Below are 14735 nucleotides of genomic sequence, written 5' to 3'. Positions count from 1 at the left end.
ATGCGGGGCTGCCCGGGGCCACGGCGATCCCCGGCACGGTGCCCCCGGCCGTGGCGGCCCCCGTCACGGCGGTCTCCGTCGACCTGCCGGGCTGCCGCCGGGTCGTCGACGACCGCGTCGCCGGCGCCGACGAGCGGGCCGCCAGCGCCCTCGCCACCCCGGCCGACCCGGGCCAGGCCGGCGTGGCTGTCGCCGCCGGCCCGGCCCACGCGCCGGCCGGGCACCCGCCGGGCGCCGCCGGCCCCCGGGCCCCGCCGCGCGACTGACCCGCACCATCCCGCCGGGCCGACGCGCCCCGCGACCGTGTCCGCCGCGAGGCGTCGGGAAGGCCCTTCCGTCACCGCAGGCGTCGACAGGTGCCCGTTCTGCGCTCCCTACCACCCGCACCCGTCCGGCGGCGGGGTGCGGCGTCGCCGCTCCCCGCCGCGGTGCCCCCGCTGCCGCACTCGCTACCCGTGAGGTGCCGACCATGGAGACCGTCTTCTACCAGTTCCTGATCGAGGTGCCGCGGGCCGCCGCCATCTGGTCCGCCCTGCTCCTGCTGGCCCTGACCGTGCTCGCCGTCCTGGTCGCCCGCCCCGAGCGGGTTCCGTCCGCCGAGGAGCCGGCCCCGACGCCCACCGACGACCCGGCGGCCGAGGCGACCGACCTGCGCCGCTACGCGGAGGAGGTGGCCGTCGCGGCGGAGCGTGCGGCCCGGACCGCCCGGCGGCGGCGGGCCGACTGGCTCGCCGCGCAGGAGGAGGTCGACCGGGCCTGGCAGGCGTACGACGAGGCGGAGACGGCCGCCCGCCGGTTCACCGGGGCCGCCGTCCTGCCCCCTCCGCGCACCCCGCGCACGCCCGCCGAGTACGCCGCCCGGGAGCGCTGGCTGCACCACGCGGCGATGGCCGCCCACTGGCGCGGCGACCTGACCGCCCGCCAGCTCAGCGACGTGTTCGGTCACCGGGCGGGCTGGGATCCGCGTCGGCACCCGGCCGAGCAGGAGATCGTGCTGGCCCGGGCGGTACGCGACGCGAAGCGGGCCGGCTACCGGGCCGCCGCCGAGCGGGAGCGGCTGGCGTGGCGGGACGCCGACCTGGCCGCCGAGGCGGCGCGTGCCCTGGCCGCGGAGGCGTACGCAGCGGCGGTCCGGCTCCGGCCGGGCCGGCTCCCCGCAGCCCGCCCGGCGACCGAGGCGCACCGTCCCGCGGCCGCCGCGCGCTGGCGCCCGGCGCGGGTGGGCTGACGCGGGCCGTTTCGGTGACGCCGGTCACAGCATGGCCGAACCGGTCATCGGGCGCGGCCCGGCCGAATTCCGCCAGCCATTCCGCGTCGATCTCGGCCGGTCGTCCGGTTGTCGACCGAAGGCGTGCCGGAAAACGACTGTCCCATTGAGTCACGTCAGTGCCAAACTGCCCGCAAAAAAGTCCCACGATCAAGGTTTAAGCAGGTGGGGGCGGGTTGGCAGGGCGCGGGCCGGCCAGTAATGTCGGCCCGTCCGGTGCGGTACCCGTTCGCAAGAGGCGACGCCGCGCCGACCCGCCTAATCGCGCACAGACGAGCCGGGGACCCAGTGCAACACCGGGGTGAATCCGCGGGCCACGGCCCGTGGTAGGGCGTTCTTCCCGCCCGAATCCGTCAGCTAACCCGGTCGGCGGCGTCGGAAGGAGTTCCATCCTCGTGCAGCACCCACCCACCCCCCGCTCGACCCGCCGCCTCCACGGCGCCGCGGTGCCCGCGCTCGCCCGGCCGCACGCCGCGAGCTGACCTCACCGGTCACCGCCCGTCGCCCGGCATCCCGGGCGCATCCCCTGAGTGGCCCACCACCCGCCCGGACGCCGTCCGCGCGGTCGGTTCCCCCTGCGGCGGACCGGCGGTCGCTCACCCCCCGAGCCCGTGGAGGAAACCGTGAAGCACCACCTCAGGCGACAGCTTCGTCGCCTCACGTCCGAGCGTCCCTACCAGGTGGCCGCCGCGTCCGCCGCGGCGCTCGTGCTGGCGTCCGGCACCGGCGCGCTGCTGGCCGGCGCCGACGAGGCGCCCGCCGCCGCCCAGGCCCCGGTGGCCGTGACCGAACTGCGTGACGACACCGCCGCCTCGCGCGGCGAGGCCCGCGTCGCGGCCACCCCGTCGACCGCCGCCGCGGTCGCGTCCAGCGCCGCTCCCTCGGCCAGCGCCACCAGCGCCGCGCCGAACCCCGACCTGACCCGCAAGCCGGAGCCGCCGAAGCCCCCGAAGTCCAAGACCCTGGACTACGACTACGAGGCCCAGACCACCTTCTACAACTGTGGCCCGGCCGCCGTCCGGCACGCCCTCAGCGCCGCCGGCGTCGCGCGCAGCCAGGACACCCTCGGCGCCCAGCTGGGCACCGACGAGATGGGCACCGACTCCGCCGAGGACACCACCCGGGTGCTGAACGCGACGGTGAAGGGCGACCCGTACCGGACCCGGATGATCCCGGGCAACGCCGCGACCCCGGCGCAGATGGACCGGCTCCAGGCCGACGTGGTCGCCGCCATCAGCGACGGGCGGGGCGTCGTGGTGAACGTCGCCGGCAGCGCCACGGACACCGACGGCGGCTGGCACTCGTTCCCCGGCGGCCACTACATCGCCGTCGTGGGCTACCAGGACGAGGGCCGGCTGGTGAAGATCGCCGACTCGGCGAACCCGGCGACCGCCTCGTACTGGATGTCCACCGTCGCCCTGGCGAACTGGGCCGCCACCCGCGGCTACTCCGCCTGACACGACCCGTCGGGCGTCGGCCTCCCCCGGGGAGCCGGCGCCCGGTGTCGTCTCCGGGTCACGGCCCTCGCCGGGGCGTCCGGCGGGTGGCACACTGCGGCGCATGGCCGATGAATCAGGTGACCGGGACGGTCGACGCGTCCTGCTGCTGCTGCACGGCATGGGCGCGACCGGCGACGTGTGGCTGCCCTGGGCGCCGCTGCTGGAGCGCCGGTGGGCGGGGCGGTGGCTGGCGCCGGACCTCGCCGGCCACGGCTGGTCGCCGCCGCTGCCGGCGTACTCGTTCGCCGGGCTGGCCGACCGGGTCGCCGTGGGGCTCGCGGCGGGGGACCGGCTGGTCGTGCTGGGGCACTCCCTCGGCGGCGTGGTCGGGCTGGCGCTGGCCGCCCGCGGCGCCGGGCTGCCGGTCGACGCCGTGGTCGGGCTCGGCATCAAGGCCGTCTGGTCGCCGGCCGAGCTGGCGAAGGCCCGGGAGTTGGCCGACCGGCCGGTGACCTGGTTCGCCAGCCGGGACGAGGCGGCCCGCCGCTACCTGCGGGTGGCCGGCCTGACCGGCCTCCTCGCGCCGGACGACCCCGCGGTCGAGGCCGGGCTGCGGCAGGTCGACGGCCGCTGGCGGCTGGCCATGGACCCGGCCGCGTTCGGGGTGGGCGAGCCGGACCTGCCCGCCCTGCTGGCGGCGACCGACGTGCCGGTGCTGCTCGCCCGCGGCGAGCACGACCCCATGGTCACCGACGCCCAGCTCAAGGAGCTCGGCGTACCGGTCGCCACCCTGCCCGGCCTGGGCCACAACGCGCACGTCGAGGATCCCGAGGCGGTCCTGGCTCTCGTCGACCCCTACCGCTGACCCGTGCGACGCGGTCGCGTCCGGGCCGACGGGCGCCGGAGCGCGGGCCGGGTCAGGTGCTGGGGGAGAGGGTCGCCTCGTCCGGCTCGACCGGCAGGTCGGCCCCGCCGGCGGCGCGCGGGGTCGGCGGGTTCCAGCCCGCGTCGAGCTGCCGCCGCGCGGCGTCGAGGAACGCCTCGGCGTACGACTCGGCGGGGAAGTCGCCCAGGTAACGGGTCCGGGTCGCCCAGCGGGCCGAGGCCAGCGGGTCGGTGTCGAGCAGCGCGGTCAGCACCTCGTCCACGTTGGACATGTCGCGGCGCAGCACGTAGCCCGAGCCGGCCAGCGGGAACCGCTCGGCGAACCGGTCGCCCTCGTCGCCCATGTCCGTCACCGCGTACGGCTTGCCCGAGTAGAGGTAGTCGGAGATCACCCCGGACACGTCGGAGACCAGCGCGTCCGAGCGGTTCGCGCACTCGGCCAGGGTCAGCTCGCGCGCGGCGGCGCCGAAGACGTGCTGCCGGCCGCTGCGGGCGCGGTCCGCGGCCAGCAGTTCGGTGAGCCGCCCCAGCTGCCGTGCCGAGGCCGGGTTCTGCGACGTGTACGGGTGGGCCCGCAGGATCACCGTCGCGCCCCGCGCCAGCAGCCCGCGCAGCAGCGCCTCGGCCACCGGCAGCGAGCAGTAGTTGGCGTCGGCGTGGTGGCCCGTCCAGGTCGGCGTGTAGAGCACCGTCGGGTTCGCCAGGGCCCGCGCCGGCTCCGGCCGGACCTCGATCGACTCGACCTGCGGCCGGCCGACCACCACGAACTTCTCCGCCGGGATGTCCACGCCGGCGCGGGCGTACCGCTCGATGGCGGCCTGGCCGGCGACGAAGATCCGGTCGAAGATGGCCGAGACCGGGTTGGCGCTGGGCGCCTTGTCGCTGTCGCCGTGGTGCAACTGGACGTGGGTCAGCTGGGTGAAGCGGATGCAGTGGCTGTTCTTCGCGCCGTGGTTGACGTAGAACGCCACCCGCAGGCTGGGCACCAGCGCCTCGTCCATCGCCTTCAGCGTCGGGCAGTAGACCACCGGCGCCGTGGTGGCCGCGGCGATGGTGGGCAGGAACTCCGGCTCCCGCAGCATGACCAGGAACGGCCGGCCGAGCCGCTGCAGGTACGGCAGCCACATGGTGACCTGGTACTCGGAGCCGGGCGGGGCGGAGAAGTAGAGCAGGAACTCGGGCTGGTGGCGGCGCAGCGCCCGGGAGACCGGCGACCCGCCGGCACCCGGCCGGAACCGGCGGCGGGCCAGGTCCAGCCCGACCGCCCCGGCCCCGGCGGCGACCAGCGCGACCGCGGCCAGCGCGACCCAGGCCGGCAGGGTCGCCGCGGCCGCCAGCGCCACCACGGCGAGCAGCCCCAGCAGGGCGTCGCCGAGGCGCGCGGCGACCAGCGGCGTCCAGGAGCGCACCGGCAGGTTCGCGGCGCGCAGCTCCAGGCCGCCGGCGTCGCGCAGCGGCCCGACGAGCAGCACCAGCCCCAGCAGGACCAGCGCCGTCGCGGCCAGCGCGGGGTCGAAGCCGGCGTCCAGGCGCCGGGCGTACCCGACCAGGACCGCCGACGCGACCAGCGCGGTCTCGGCGACGCTGTCGGCGCCCGGCCGCACCCGCCGCTCCCAGGCGACCGCCGCGAGGGCGGCCACGGCCAGCCCCAGCCCCCAGCCGGTCGCGCCGGTCAGCGCGACGACGAGGAAGGCCAGCACCGCCAGGCCGGTGGCCAGGGCGCGGGCGGCCAGCTTCCGGACGAGGTCACCACGCATGTCGGCTCCGTTCCCCGCCGTGGCCCGAGACCCGCGTCAGCCGGCGCTGGCCGGGCTGGCGGCCCGCTCGGCCTGCCCCGGCACCGACTGCGCCGGCACCTCGCCCGGCGCCCGGCGCACGTCGATGACCTGGCCGGTCAGGTCGGAGATCAGCACGTCCAGCGAGGCCTGGGCGACGGTCTCGGCGGCGAGCAGGGTGTGCTCGGGCTCCTCGCCGAACGCCTTGGTGCGCATCGGGGTCGCGGTGCGCTCGGGGTTGATGCAGTTGACCCGTACGCCGAGCTCGGCCCACTCGTCGGAGAGCGCCTGGGTGAGGTTCACCAGGGCCGCCTTGGTGGAGGAGTAGAGGGCGTACTGGGCGCGGCCCCGGGTGTAGGAGCTGGAGGTGTAGAGCAGCAGCTGGCCCTTGGTCTGCTGGAGGTAGGGCAGCGACTGGCGGGCGGCGATGACCGGCCCGACGAAGTTGACCTGGAGCACCCGGTCCATGGTCTCCTCGTCCATCTCGACGAGGGCGCCCTTCTCCAGGATGCCGGCGGTGACCACCACGTGGTCGATCCGGCCGGTGGCCTCGAAGGCCGTCTTCAGCGCCGCCTCGACGTCCGCGGCGCGCTCCACGTGGGTGCCGGTGCTGGAGCGGCTGAACGGGAAGACCTGCGCGCCGTAGCGGCGGGCCAGCTCGGCCAGGTCGTGGCCGATGCCGTAGCTGCCGCCGAAGATGACGATGGTGCGGCCCGTCAGCTCCTCGGTGTAGCTGCGGTGGTCGGTGACCCGGGGCGCCTGCGCGGCGGCGAGCTGGAACAGCTTGTCCGCCAGGTGCACGTCGACCGGGTGGGTGACCTTGATGTTCTCGTCGGAGCCGTCGATGACCTTGATCGGCGTGCCCGGCAGGTAGCGCAGCACGACCCCGCAGTCGTCGGTGGCGGCGAAGTGGGGGTCGCCCTCGGCGAGCCGGTAGGCCTCGCGGATGGTGCCCGAGCGGAACGCCTGCGGGGTCTGGCCCCGGCGCAGCGACGAGCGCACCGGGATGTCGGTGATGCAGTCGTTCTCGTCGACCTGGATGATCGTGTCGGCCGACGGGATGGCCACGTCGACCGCGGCGTACGTCCAGAGCGCGTTCACGCACTCGCGCACGATCCGGCCGCTGACCAGGGGCCGCACCGCGTCGTGGAAGAGGATGTTGCAGTCGCCCTCGCCGACCGCGTCCAGCGCGATCCGGGTGGTGGCGTTGCGGGTGTCGCCGCCCTCGATCACCTTGGTGACCTTGCGGAAGCCGGCCTTGTCGACGATCTGCTGGGCGTCGGCGACGTGGCCGGTGGCCATCAGCACGATGATCTCGTCGATCTCGGGGGCCGCCTCGAAGACCGCCAGGGTGTGCTCGATGATCGGCTTGCCGGCGATCTTCAGCAACTGCTTCGGGATGCCGAGACCCAACCGGGTCCCGGTGCCGCCGGCCAGCACCACCGCCACCGTCCGCGAGGGCCGCCACGGCGCCGGGGTCTCCGGTGTGGCGTCCGGGCCAGTGGTGTGGTCCTGCGTCATTGCCGAATCCTCACTCTCAGGGATGCGTGAACAGAAGGTTCCGCCCGCGCGGCGCCGGGATGAACCTTAACGCGCCGGGCGTGCCGCCCCAACGGGACGACGCGGTCCGTACGGCACCGGAAGAGGGTGCCGTACGGCGCGCGCTACTTGCCGTTGGCGAACGCCTCGTACGCCCGCAGGACCTCGTCGGTCGGGCCGTCCATCCGCAGGACGCCCGATTCCAGCCAGATCGTCCGCTCGCAGGTGTCCCGGATCGAGGAGAGCTGGTGGCTGACGAGGAACACCGTGCCGGCGCTCTCCCGCAGCTCCCGCACCCGCTGCTCGCTGCGCTTGCGGAAGCCCTTGTCGCCGGTGGCGAGGGCCTCGTCGATGAGCAGCACGTCGTGCTTCTTGGCCGCCGCGATGGAGAAGCGCAGCCGGGCCGCCATGCCGGAGGAGTAGGTGCGCATCGGCAGCGAGGCGAAGTCGCCCCGCTGGTTGATCCCGGAGAACTCGATGATCTCCGGGGTCTGCCGCTGCACCTCCTCCGGCGGCATTCCCATGGCCAGGCAGCCCAGCACGACGTTGCGCTCGCCGGAGAGGTCGTTGAGCAGGGCCGCGTTCACGCCCAGCAGCGAGGGCTGCCCCTGGGTGTAGACCGCGCCCCGGTTGACCGGCAACAGGCCGGCGATCGCCCGCAGCATGGTCGACTTGCCGGAGCCGTTGCTGCCGATCAGCCCGATCGCCTCGCCCCGGTACGCGGTGAAGCTGACCCCCTTGACCGCGTGCACCTCGCGGATGTTCGGCGCCGAGGTGCGGCTGACCATCCGCTTGAGCGCACCGACCGGGCCGCCGCCCCCGCCGCCGCCCTTGTGCACCCGGTAGATCACGTGCGCGTCGTCGACCACCACGGTCGGGACCCGCTCCTGGATCCGGGGCAGCGTCACCGTCACGTCGTTGGACGACTCGAACTGCTCAACCACGGCCGTACTCCTGTTCGCCCCGCCAGAAGTAGATGAAACCCCCGACGCCCATCACGGTCGCCCAGCCCACCGCGGCCAGCCAGAGCTGGAGCAGGGAGGAGCTGAGCAGCGGCGCCTGCTCCAGCAGCGCGACGCGGGCCAGCTCGATGTAGACCAGCGCCGGGTTGAACTCGACCAGCCGGGAGGCCCAGGCGGGCAGCTGCTCCTCGAACAGCGCCACGCTGTAGAGCACGCCGGAGCCGTACATCCAGGTGCGCAGGACGAAGGGCATGACCTGCTTGAGGTCGGCCAGCTTCGCGCCCATCCGGGCCACCGTCATGGTGAGCCCGGCGTTGAAGACCGCCTGGAGCATGATCGCCGGGACCAGCAGGAGCCAGGCGAAGGTGATCGGCTCGCCGGTCACCAGCACGATGGCGACGAGCACCACCATCGAGCCGAGCAGCTGCTGGAACTGGGTGACCGTGACGGCCAGCGGCAGGCAGGCCCGGGGGAAGTGCAGCGCCCGGATCAGGCCCAGGTTGCCGGTGATCGACTGGGTGCCGTTCTGCACGGCGGTCTGGGTGAAGTTGAAGATGAACAGACCCGTGCAGAGGTACGCGATGAAGTTCGGGATGCTGTCCTGCTTCAGCACCACGCCGAAGATCAGGTAGTAGACCGCCGCGTTGGTCAGCGGGGTGAGCACCTGCCACAGCTGCCCGAGTTTGGCGTTGCTGAACGAGGCGACCAGCTTCGCGTTGGCGTACGCGGCGATGAAGTGCCGGTAGCGCCAGAGCCGCCGGGCGTACTCGCCCAGGGGTGGCCGCTCGCCCGCGACCCGGAGTCCGTACCGGGCGGCCAGTTGCGCCTGGGACAGGCCGGAGTCGGGATCGGCCAGCGCGGTGTTGGCCATGGGATGGGCGCTCCGATCTTTCGTGACGACGGATGAGGCGCGACGATGGAACCAAGCGTGGAGCGCCGCCTCGCCGCTGCGTGGACAGTAGTCCGAAACACGTCGGGACGCAACCGTACCGTCGTTGCGCTACATTGTTCCTCGTGACAGCCGAGACGAGCTCCAGGTGACGACCGAGAAGAGGCGGGCGCCGGCCGGCGCGGCGGTGCTCCGGGACGACATCACCACCGCCATCCGCCGCGCGCTGATGCAGGAGCTCGCCGCGGTCGGCTACGGCCGGCTCTCCATCGAGGCGGTGGCCCGCCGGGCCGGGGTGAGCAAGACCGCGATCTACCGGCGTTGGAGTTCGAAGCTGGAACTGGTGCTGGAGATCGTCGCGGCGGCGGCCACCGGGAAGCTGCCGGCGCTGGACACCGGCACCCTGCGCGGCGACCTCCAACTGCTCTTCCAGGTGGTGGCGCACGCGCTGCGGCACCCGCTGGCCTCGCAGATCATCCCCGACCTGCTCGCCGAGGCGGCCCGCAACCCCACCATCGACCAGACCCTGCAGCAGGTGCTGCGGGCGCGGCAGCAGGAGATCGGCGGCCGGCTGATCGGCCGCGCGGTGCAGCGCGGCGAGCTGCCGCCCGACACCGACCCCGAGGCGGCCGTCGACCTGATCGTCGGCCCGCTCTACTGGCGGTTGGCGATCGCCCGGACCCCGCTGACCGACGCGTACCTGGACATGCTGGTCGAGGCGGTGGCCACCGGGCTCGGCGCGGGCGCGGGGGTGCCCCGGCCGCGCGGGGCGGCGGCGGACGCCACGCCCGCCTGACCGGCCGGGATCAGCGCGGCGCGTCCACCGGGAGCCGGGAGACGATGTGCCGGGCGATCTCCAGCGAGCTGGTCGCGGCGGGGGAGGGCGCGTTCAGCACGTGCACCTGCCGGTCCGCCTCGACGATCAGGAAGTCGTCCACCAGGCCGCCGTCCGGCAGGATCGCCTGGGCGCGGACGCCGGCCCCGGCCCGGACGATGTCGGCCGGGGTCAGCTCCGGCACCAGCCGGGCCAGGCTCGCCGCGAACCGCTTCTTCGACAGCGACCGGGCCACCTCGGTCAGCCCGTAGCGGTAGTGCCGACGGCCCAGCGCCCACAGGCCCCGGTAGGTCAGCTCGTCCCAGACGTCGCGTGGGCTGACCCGGCCCCAGGAGTAGCCCTCCCGGGCGGTCGCCAGCACCGCGTTCGGGCCGGCGTGCACGCTGCCGTCGATCATCTTCGTCAGGTGCACCCCGAGGAACGGGAACTGCGGGTCCGGCACCGGGTAGATCAGCCCGCGCACCAGGCCCTGCCGCTGCGGCACCAGCTCGTAGTACTCGCCCCGGAACGGCACGATGCGCACCGGCGTGGGCACCCCGGCCAGCCGGGAGATGCGGTCCGCGTGCAGGCCGGCGCAGTTGATGAGGACGTCGGCCACCACCTCGCCGCGGGTGGTGCTCACCACCACGCCCTCCGGCCGGGTGGCCACGCCGGTGACCTCGGTCCGCGTCCGCAGGTCCGCCCCGCCCGCCGCGAGCAGCTCGGCGAGCTTGCGGCAGACCGCCCCGAAGTCGACGATGCCGGTCGAGGCGACGTGCAGCGCGGCGACGGCGGCCACGTGCGGCTCGTACTCGGCCGCCTCGGCGGCCTCGATCAGCCGCACCGGCAGACCGTTGGCGAGGGCGCGCTCGTGCAGGGCGCGCAGCCGGGGCAGCTCCTCCGGGTCGGTGGCGACGATCAACTTCCCGCAGATGTCGTACGCGAGCCCGTGCCGCTCGCAGAACTCGACCATCGACGCGCTGCCGGCCTTGCACATGGTGGCCTTCAGGCTGCCCGGCTTGTAGTACACCCCGGCGTGGATGACGCCCGAGTTGTGGCCCGTCTGGTGGGCCGCCCAGCCGGCCTCCTTCTCCAGCACGGTGACCTGGTCCCCGGGCCGGTCGCTCATCAGCCGGTGTGCCACGGCGAGCCCGACGATGCCGCCACCCACCACCACGAACCTGGTCATCTCATCTCCCCTGCCGACGCCGCGACCGATGGTAACCAAGTCCGCCCGCGCGCCCGACTCGCGGACGACCCGCCCGGTTGGCCTAGACTGCTCCGGGTCCATCACTCTGGGGGTCACATGTCTGAGGTCATCGCGCTCGGCCAGCCCACGGTCGGCGAGGCGGAACTCGCGGCCATCGCCGAGGTCTTCGCCTCCGGCTGGCTCGCCGGCTCCGGGCCCACCTGCCGCCGCTTCGAGGAGCGCTTCGCCGCCACCGCCGGCACCCGGCACGCCCTCGCCACCAGCAACTGCGGCTCGGCGCTGCACCTCGCGCTGCTCACTCTCGGTGTCAAGCCGGGCGACGAGGTGATCGTCGGCGACTACACCTTCCCGGCCACCGGGCACTCGGTGATGTGGACCGGCGCCAAGCCGGTCTTCGCCGACGTGCGGCCGGACACCTGGACGGTCGACCCGGCCGCCGTCGAGGCCGCCGTCACCCCGCGCACCGTCGGCATCATCGCCGTCGACGCGTTCGGGCAGCCGGCCGACTACGACGAGCTGCGCGCCATCGCCGACAAGCACGGCCTGTTCCTCGTCGAGGACGCCGCCTGCTCCGCCGGCGCCACCTACAAGGGCCGCCCCGCCGGCAGCCTGGCCGACGTCGCCACCTTCAGCTTCCACGGGCGCAAGGGCATCACCGCCGGCGAGGGCGGGGCCTACGTCACCGACCGCGACGACCTCGCCGCGCACGCCCGCAAGCTGCACACGTACGGGGTGGAGGGGGCGCTCACCCGCGCCGAGCTGTCGCACCTGCCGATCCCGACCTTCACGGAGCTGGGCTACAACTACCGGCTCTCCGACATCTCCGCGGCGATCATGCTCGCCCAGCTCGACCGGTTGCCGGACCTGCTGGCCGCGAAGCGGCGCACCGCGGCCCGCTACGGCGAGCTGCTCAAGGACCACGAGCTCATCACCACCCCGTACGAGGCGCCGGACCGCGAGCACCCCTGGCAGTCGTACGTCGTCACGCTGGACCCGTCGGTCGACCGGGGCGCGGTGGCGCTGGCGCTGCGGCAGCGCGGCGTGCAGTGCACCTTCGGCACGTACGCTTCGCACGTCCAGCCGCTCTACGGCCAGAGCACGCCCTGCCCGGTCTCGGCGGACCTGTTCGCCCGGCACCTGGCCATCCCGATGCACGCCAACCTCACCGACGCCCAGGTCGAGACCGTCGCGACCACGCTGGTAGACGTCGTCAACACCGCGGCCACCAGCCGCTGACCCCCCAGGAAGGACACGCTCCGCCATGTCGAAGCAGACCGTCTTCATCACCGGAGGCGCGGGCTTCATCGGCCTGCACGTGGTGCCCATGCTGTTGGAGAAGGGCTACAAGGTCCGCATCTTCGACAACATGTTCCGCGGTGACCGCAACCGCGTCGCGGAGCTGGTGGCCACCGGCGACGTCGAGCTGATCGACCAGGACGTCCGCTACGGCGGCGCCGTGCACGCGGCCATGAAGGGCTGCGACTACGTGATCCACCTCGCCGCGGTCTCGATCAACAAGAGCCAGGCCGACCCGTACGAGTCGATCGACATCAACATGGTCGGCAACCACAACGTGTTCGCCGCCGCCGCCGACCACGGTGTCAAGCGGCTGGTCTTCGCGTCGTCGGCGTCGGTCTACGGCGACCCGAAGAAGCTGCCGATGCACGAGGACGACCGGCTCGACCCGCTCACCCCGTACTGCATCTCGAAGCGGGCCGGCGAGGACCTGCTCGGCTTCTACCAGCGCAGCAAGGGCCTGAACTGGATCGCCCTGCGGTTCTTCAACGTCTACGGCCCGGGCCAGAAGCCGACCGCCTACTACACCTCCGTGATCAACCACTTCGTCAAGCGCCTGAAGAACGGCGAGCCGCCGGTCATCGACGGCAAGGGCGAGCAGTCGATGGACTTCATCCACGTCCACGACATCGCCCGCTCCGTGGTCGCCGCGATGGAGGCCGAGCAGGGCAACGTGCCGGTCAACATCGGCACCGGCATCGACACCTCGATCGCCACCCTGGCCGAGATCCTGATCAAGGCCGTCGGCGTGGACGTGCAGCCGCAGTTCAACCCGCGTGAGGTGCTGGTCAGCCGCCGCGCGGCCGACATCACCCGGGCCCGCGAGGTGCTCGGCTGGGAGCCGACCATCGCCGTCGAGGACGGCATGACCGACCTCATCAAGACCGAGGTCGCGTGACCCAGGCATCGCCCGCCGGGGGTCCGTCGCACGACGGGCTCCCGGCGAACCCGTACAACCCGCACGCCTGGGTCATCGGCGAGCCGGTGATCGGCGCCGGGACGTGGATCGGCGCGTTCACCGTCATCGACGGCTCCGGCGGGCTGACCATCGGCGCCGGCTGCGACATCAGCTGCGGCGCGCAGATCTACACCCACTCCACCGCCCGGCGTTGCGTGTCGGGGCGTGCCTATGCTTCGGTGGACCGGGCGCCGGTGGTGATCGGCGACCGGGTGTTCATCGGGGCGAACGCGACCGTGATGATGGGCGTCACCATCGGTGACGGCGCGGTCGTCGGCGCGGGGGCCGTGGTCACCCGAGACGTGCCACCAGGGGCGGTCGTGACGGGGGTCCCGGCCCGGGTGGTCTCCACAGTCGAGTTGGACGGCGGCGATGTCCGGTTCGTCCCTGTAGCGGAGAGCTAGGAGCACCCCTCCCGTGCGTATCGCAGTCGTCAACAACTTCTTCCCGCCGCGCGCGGGCGGAAGCTCGCACCTGTCCGAGTCGCTCGCCAAGGGCTACGCCGCCGAGGGGCACGACGTGCTGGTGCTCACGGCCGCCTACCAGGACGCCCCGGCGGTCGAGGAGCGCGACGGGATGCGGATCGTCCGGCTGCCGGCGTGGATGCTGCCGCAGACCCGGCTGGCCGTCAGCTTCGACATCTCGTTCACCAGCCGGCCCAGCCTGCTGCGCCGCGTCCGCAAGCTGCTCGACGAGTTCCGACCGGACGTCATCCACCAGCACGGCCAGTTCTTCGACCTGACCTGGGCGACCGCGCTCTACGCGCGCAAGCGCCGGGTGCCGGCGCTGCTGTCCATCCACACCCGGCTGGAGAACCCGCAGGCCCGCTACGCGAAGGTGTTCCGTGGGCTGGACGCGACCATGGTCAAGCCGTTCATGTGGCGGTCCAAGCCGCGGCTCGTGGTGATGGACGTGCTCATGCAGGAGTACATCGAGGCCCGCTACCAGGGCGCGCACTCCGGCCTGGTGCCGATCCCGGTCGGGGTGGACCCGGACTGGGTGCTCGGCGGCAACGCCCAGCGCGTCCGTGAGCGGCACGACCTGGGCTCCTCGCCGGTGATCCTGTCGGTGGGGCACGTCATCCCGCTGCGCGACCGCGTCGCGCTGGTCGAGGCGCTGCCCCAGGTGCTGGCCCGGGTGCCGGACGCGAAGCTGCTCATCTGCGGGCAGGTCTACTACGGGCTGTTCGCGGAGCGGGCCCGGGCGCTCGGCGTCGAGCACGCCGTCATCGCGGCCGGCAAGGTGGCCAAGAGCGAGATCCCCGACTACCTGGCCGCCGCGACGGTCGAGTCGCACGAGCAGGGGCTCGGCCTCGGCACGGCGACGCTGGAGGCGATGGCGGCGGGCGTGCCCGTGGTGGCGCCCGCGCGGGCGGACAACTTCCCCGGCATCTCCCTGCGCGACGGCGAGAACGTCCTGCTCTGCCGGCCCGGCGACGTGTCCGGCCTGGCCGAGCGGCTGATCGCCGCGTTGACCGACCCGGCCCTGGCCAAGCAGATCGGGGTCAACGGCCAGTCGCTCATCCGGGAGCGCTTCAGCCTCGACCGGGTGCTGCACCGGCACCTGGAGGTGCTCGGCGAGATGGCGGCCGCCCGCCGCCGCTGACCGTACGCCCGAACGCCGGTGCCCCCGGCGTCGATGAGGAAGGGCGCCATGGTGGCGACCAGCACGGCCTCCCGGACGCCGAGCCCGGAGGGGGAG

General features: G+C 73.7%; 13 protein-coding genes, 1 pseudogene and 1 riboswitch. Of the genes and pseudogenes, 9 read left to right on the top strand and 5 right to left on the bottom strand.

Going from position 1 to position 14735, the window contains the following annotated elements; all coding sequences use genetic code 11:
• The 4 genes and pseudogenes from ACSNOB_RS29040 to ACSNOB_RS29025 all read left to right on the top strand — a co-directional run.
• Positions 1-266: pseudogene (locus ACSNOB_RS29040) on the top strand (hypothetical protein); the annotation flags it as partial.
• A gap of 203 nt (positions 267-469) precedes the next feature.
• Positions 470-1228: a hypothetical protein gene (locus tag ACSNOB_RS29035; protein ID WP_436690262.1), complete on the top strand. Its 759-nt coding sequence runs from the start codon at positions 470-472 to the stop codon at positions 1226-1228.
• Between the two features lie 284 nt (positions 1229-1512).
• Positions 1513-1654: riboswitch (cyclic di-AMP (ydaO/yuaA leader) on the top strand.
• A gap of 224 nt (positions 1655-1878) precedes the next feature.
• Complete coding sequence (locus tag ACSNOB_RS29030; RefSeq protein WP_436690260.1) at positions 1879-2724, top strand: C39 family peptidase; 846 nt, start codon at positions 1879-1881, stop codon at positions 2722-2724.
• Between the two features lie 103 nt (positions 2725-2827).
• On the top strand, positions 2828-3571 hold the full coding sequence (locus ACSNOB_RS29025; protein WP_436690258.1) for an alpha/beta fold hydrolase: 744 nt from the start codon (positions 2828-2830) through the stop codon (positions 3569-3571).
• 52 nt (positions 3572-3623) lie between these two features.
• On the opposite strand, the gene ACSNOB_RS29020 is transcribed toward ACSNOB_RS29025, so the two are convergent.
• From ACSNOB_RS29020 to ACSNOB_RS29005, 4 genes are all read right to left on the bottom strand, one after another.
• On the bottom strand, positions 3624-5348 hold the full coding sequence (locus ACSNOB_RS29020; protein ID WP_436690256.1) for a CDP-glycerol glycerophosphotransferase family protein: 1725 nt from the start codon (positions 5346-5348) through the stop codon (positions 3624-3626).
• A 36-nt stretch (positions 5349-5384) separates the two neighbouring features.
• Positions 5385-6887, bottom strand: a complete 1503-nt coding sequence (locus ACSNOB_RS29015) for a D-ribitol-5-phosphate cytidylyltransferase (protein ID WP_436690254.1) — start codon at positions 6885-6887, stop codon at positions 5385-5387.
• A gap of 143 nt (positions 6888-7030) precedes the next feature.
• Positions 7031-7849 carry an ABC transporter ATP-binding protein gene (locus ACSNOB_RS29010; RefSeq protein WP_393110213.1) on the bottom strand — a complete coding sequence of 273 codons (819 nt, stop codon included), beginning with the start codon at positions 7847-7849 and terminating at the stop codon, positions 7031-7033.
• Positions 7842-8738, bottom strand: coding sequence for an ABC transporter permease (locus ACSNOB_RS29005; RefSeq protein WP_436690251.1), 897 nt, complete (start codon positions 8736-8738; stop codon positions 7842-7844). The genes ACSNOB_RS29010 and ACSNOB_RS29005 overlap by 8 nt, the downstream gene beginning before the upstream one ends.
• Before the next feature lie 205 nt (positions 8739-8943).
• On the opposite strand from ACSNOB_RS29005, the gene ACSNOB_RS29000 reads away from it, so the two are divergent.
• Complete coding sequence (locus ACSNOB_RS29000) at positions 8944-9552, top strand: TetR/AcrR family transcriptional regulator (protein ID WP_436690264.1); 609 nt, start codon at positions 8944-8946, stop codon at positions 9550-9552.
• 10 nt (positions 9553-9562) lie between these two features.
• On the opposite strand, the gene lhgO is transcribed toward ACSNOB_RS29000, so the two are convergent.
• On the bottom strand, positions 9563-10759 hold the full coding sequence (gene lhgO / locus ACSNOB_RS28995; protein WP_436690249.1) for an L-2-hydroxyglutarate oxidase: 1197 nt from the start codon (positions 10757-10759) through the stop codon (positions 9563-9565).
• A gap of 117 nt (positions 10760-10876) precedes the next feature.
• Between lhgO and ACSNOB_RS28990 the strand changes: the two genes are divergently transcribed.
• Genes ACSNOB_RS28990 through ACSNOB_RS28975 form a run of 4 tightly spaced genes read left to right on the top strand, consistent with a single transcriptional unit; the run spans position 10877 to position 14639 of the window.
• A complete protein-coding gene (locus ACSNOB_RS28990) occupies positions 10877-12016 on the top strand; it encodes a DegT/DnrJ/EryC1/StrS family aminotransferase (protein ID WP_436690247.1) in 1140 nt (379 codons plus the stop codon).
• Between the two features lie 25 nt (positions 12017-12041).
• Entirely contained in the window at positions 12042-12974 is a 933-nt protein-coding gene (locus tag ACSNOB_RS28985; protein WP_393110205.1) for an NAD-dependent epimerase/dehydratase family protein, read from the top strand.
• The gene (locus ACSNOB_RS28980) at positions 12971-13438 is read left to right on the top strand and encodes an acyltransferase (RefSeq protein WP_393110204.1); all 468 of its coding nucleotides are present in this window, start codon (positions 12971-12973) and stop codon (positions 13436-13438) included. Before ACSNOB_RS28985 ends, ACSNOB_RS28980 begins: the two co-directional genes overlap by 4 nt.
• A gap of 13 nt (positions 13439-13451) precedes the next feature.
• Positions 13452-14639 carry a glycosyltransferase family 4 protein gene (locus tag ACSNOB_RS28975; protein ID WP_436690245.1) on the top strand — a complete coding sequence of 396 codons (1188 nt, stop codon included), beginning with the start codon at positions 13452-13454 and terminating at the stop codon, positions 14637-14639.
• Positions 14640-14735: the final 96 nt, after the last annotated feature.

This window comes from Micromonospora sp. URMC 106 (genome assembly GCF_051386395.1).
Classification (GTDB): Bacteria; Actinomycetota; Actinomycetes; order Mycobacteriales; family Micromonosporaceae; genus Micromonospora.
The sequence above is the reverse complement of the archived record's forward strand: the minus strand, read 5'-3'. Positions and strand labels throughout refer to the sequence as shown.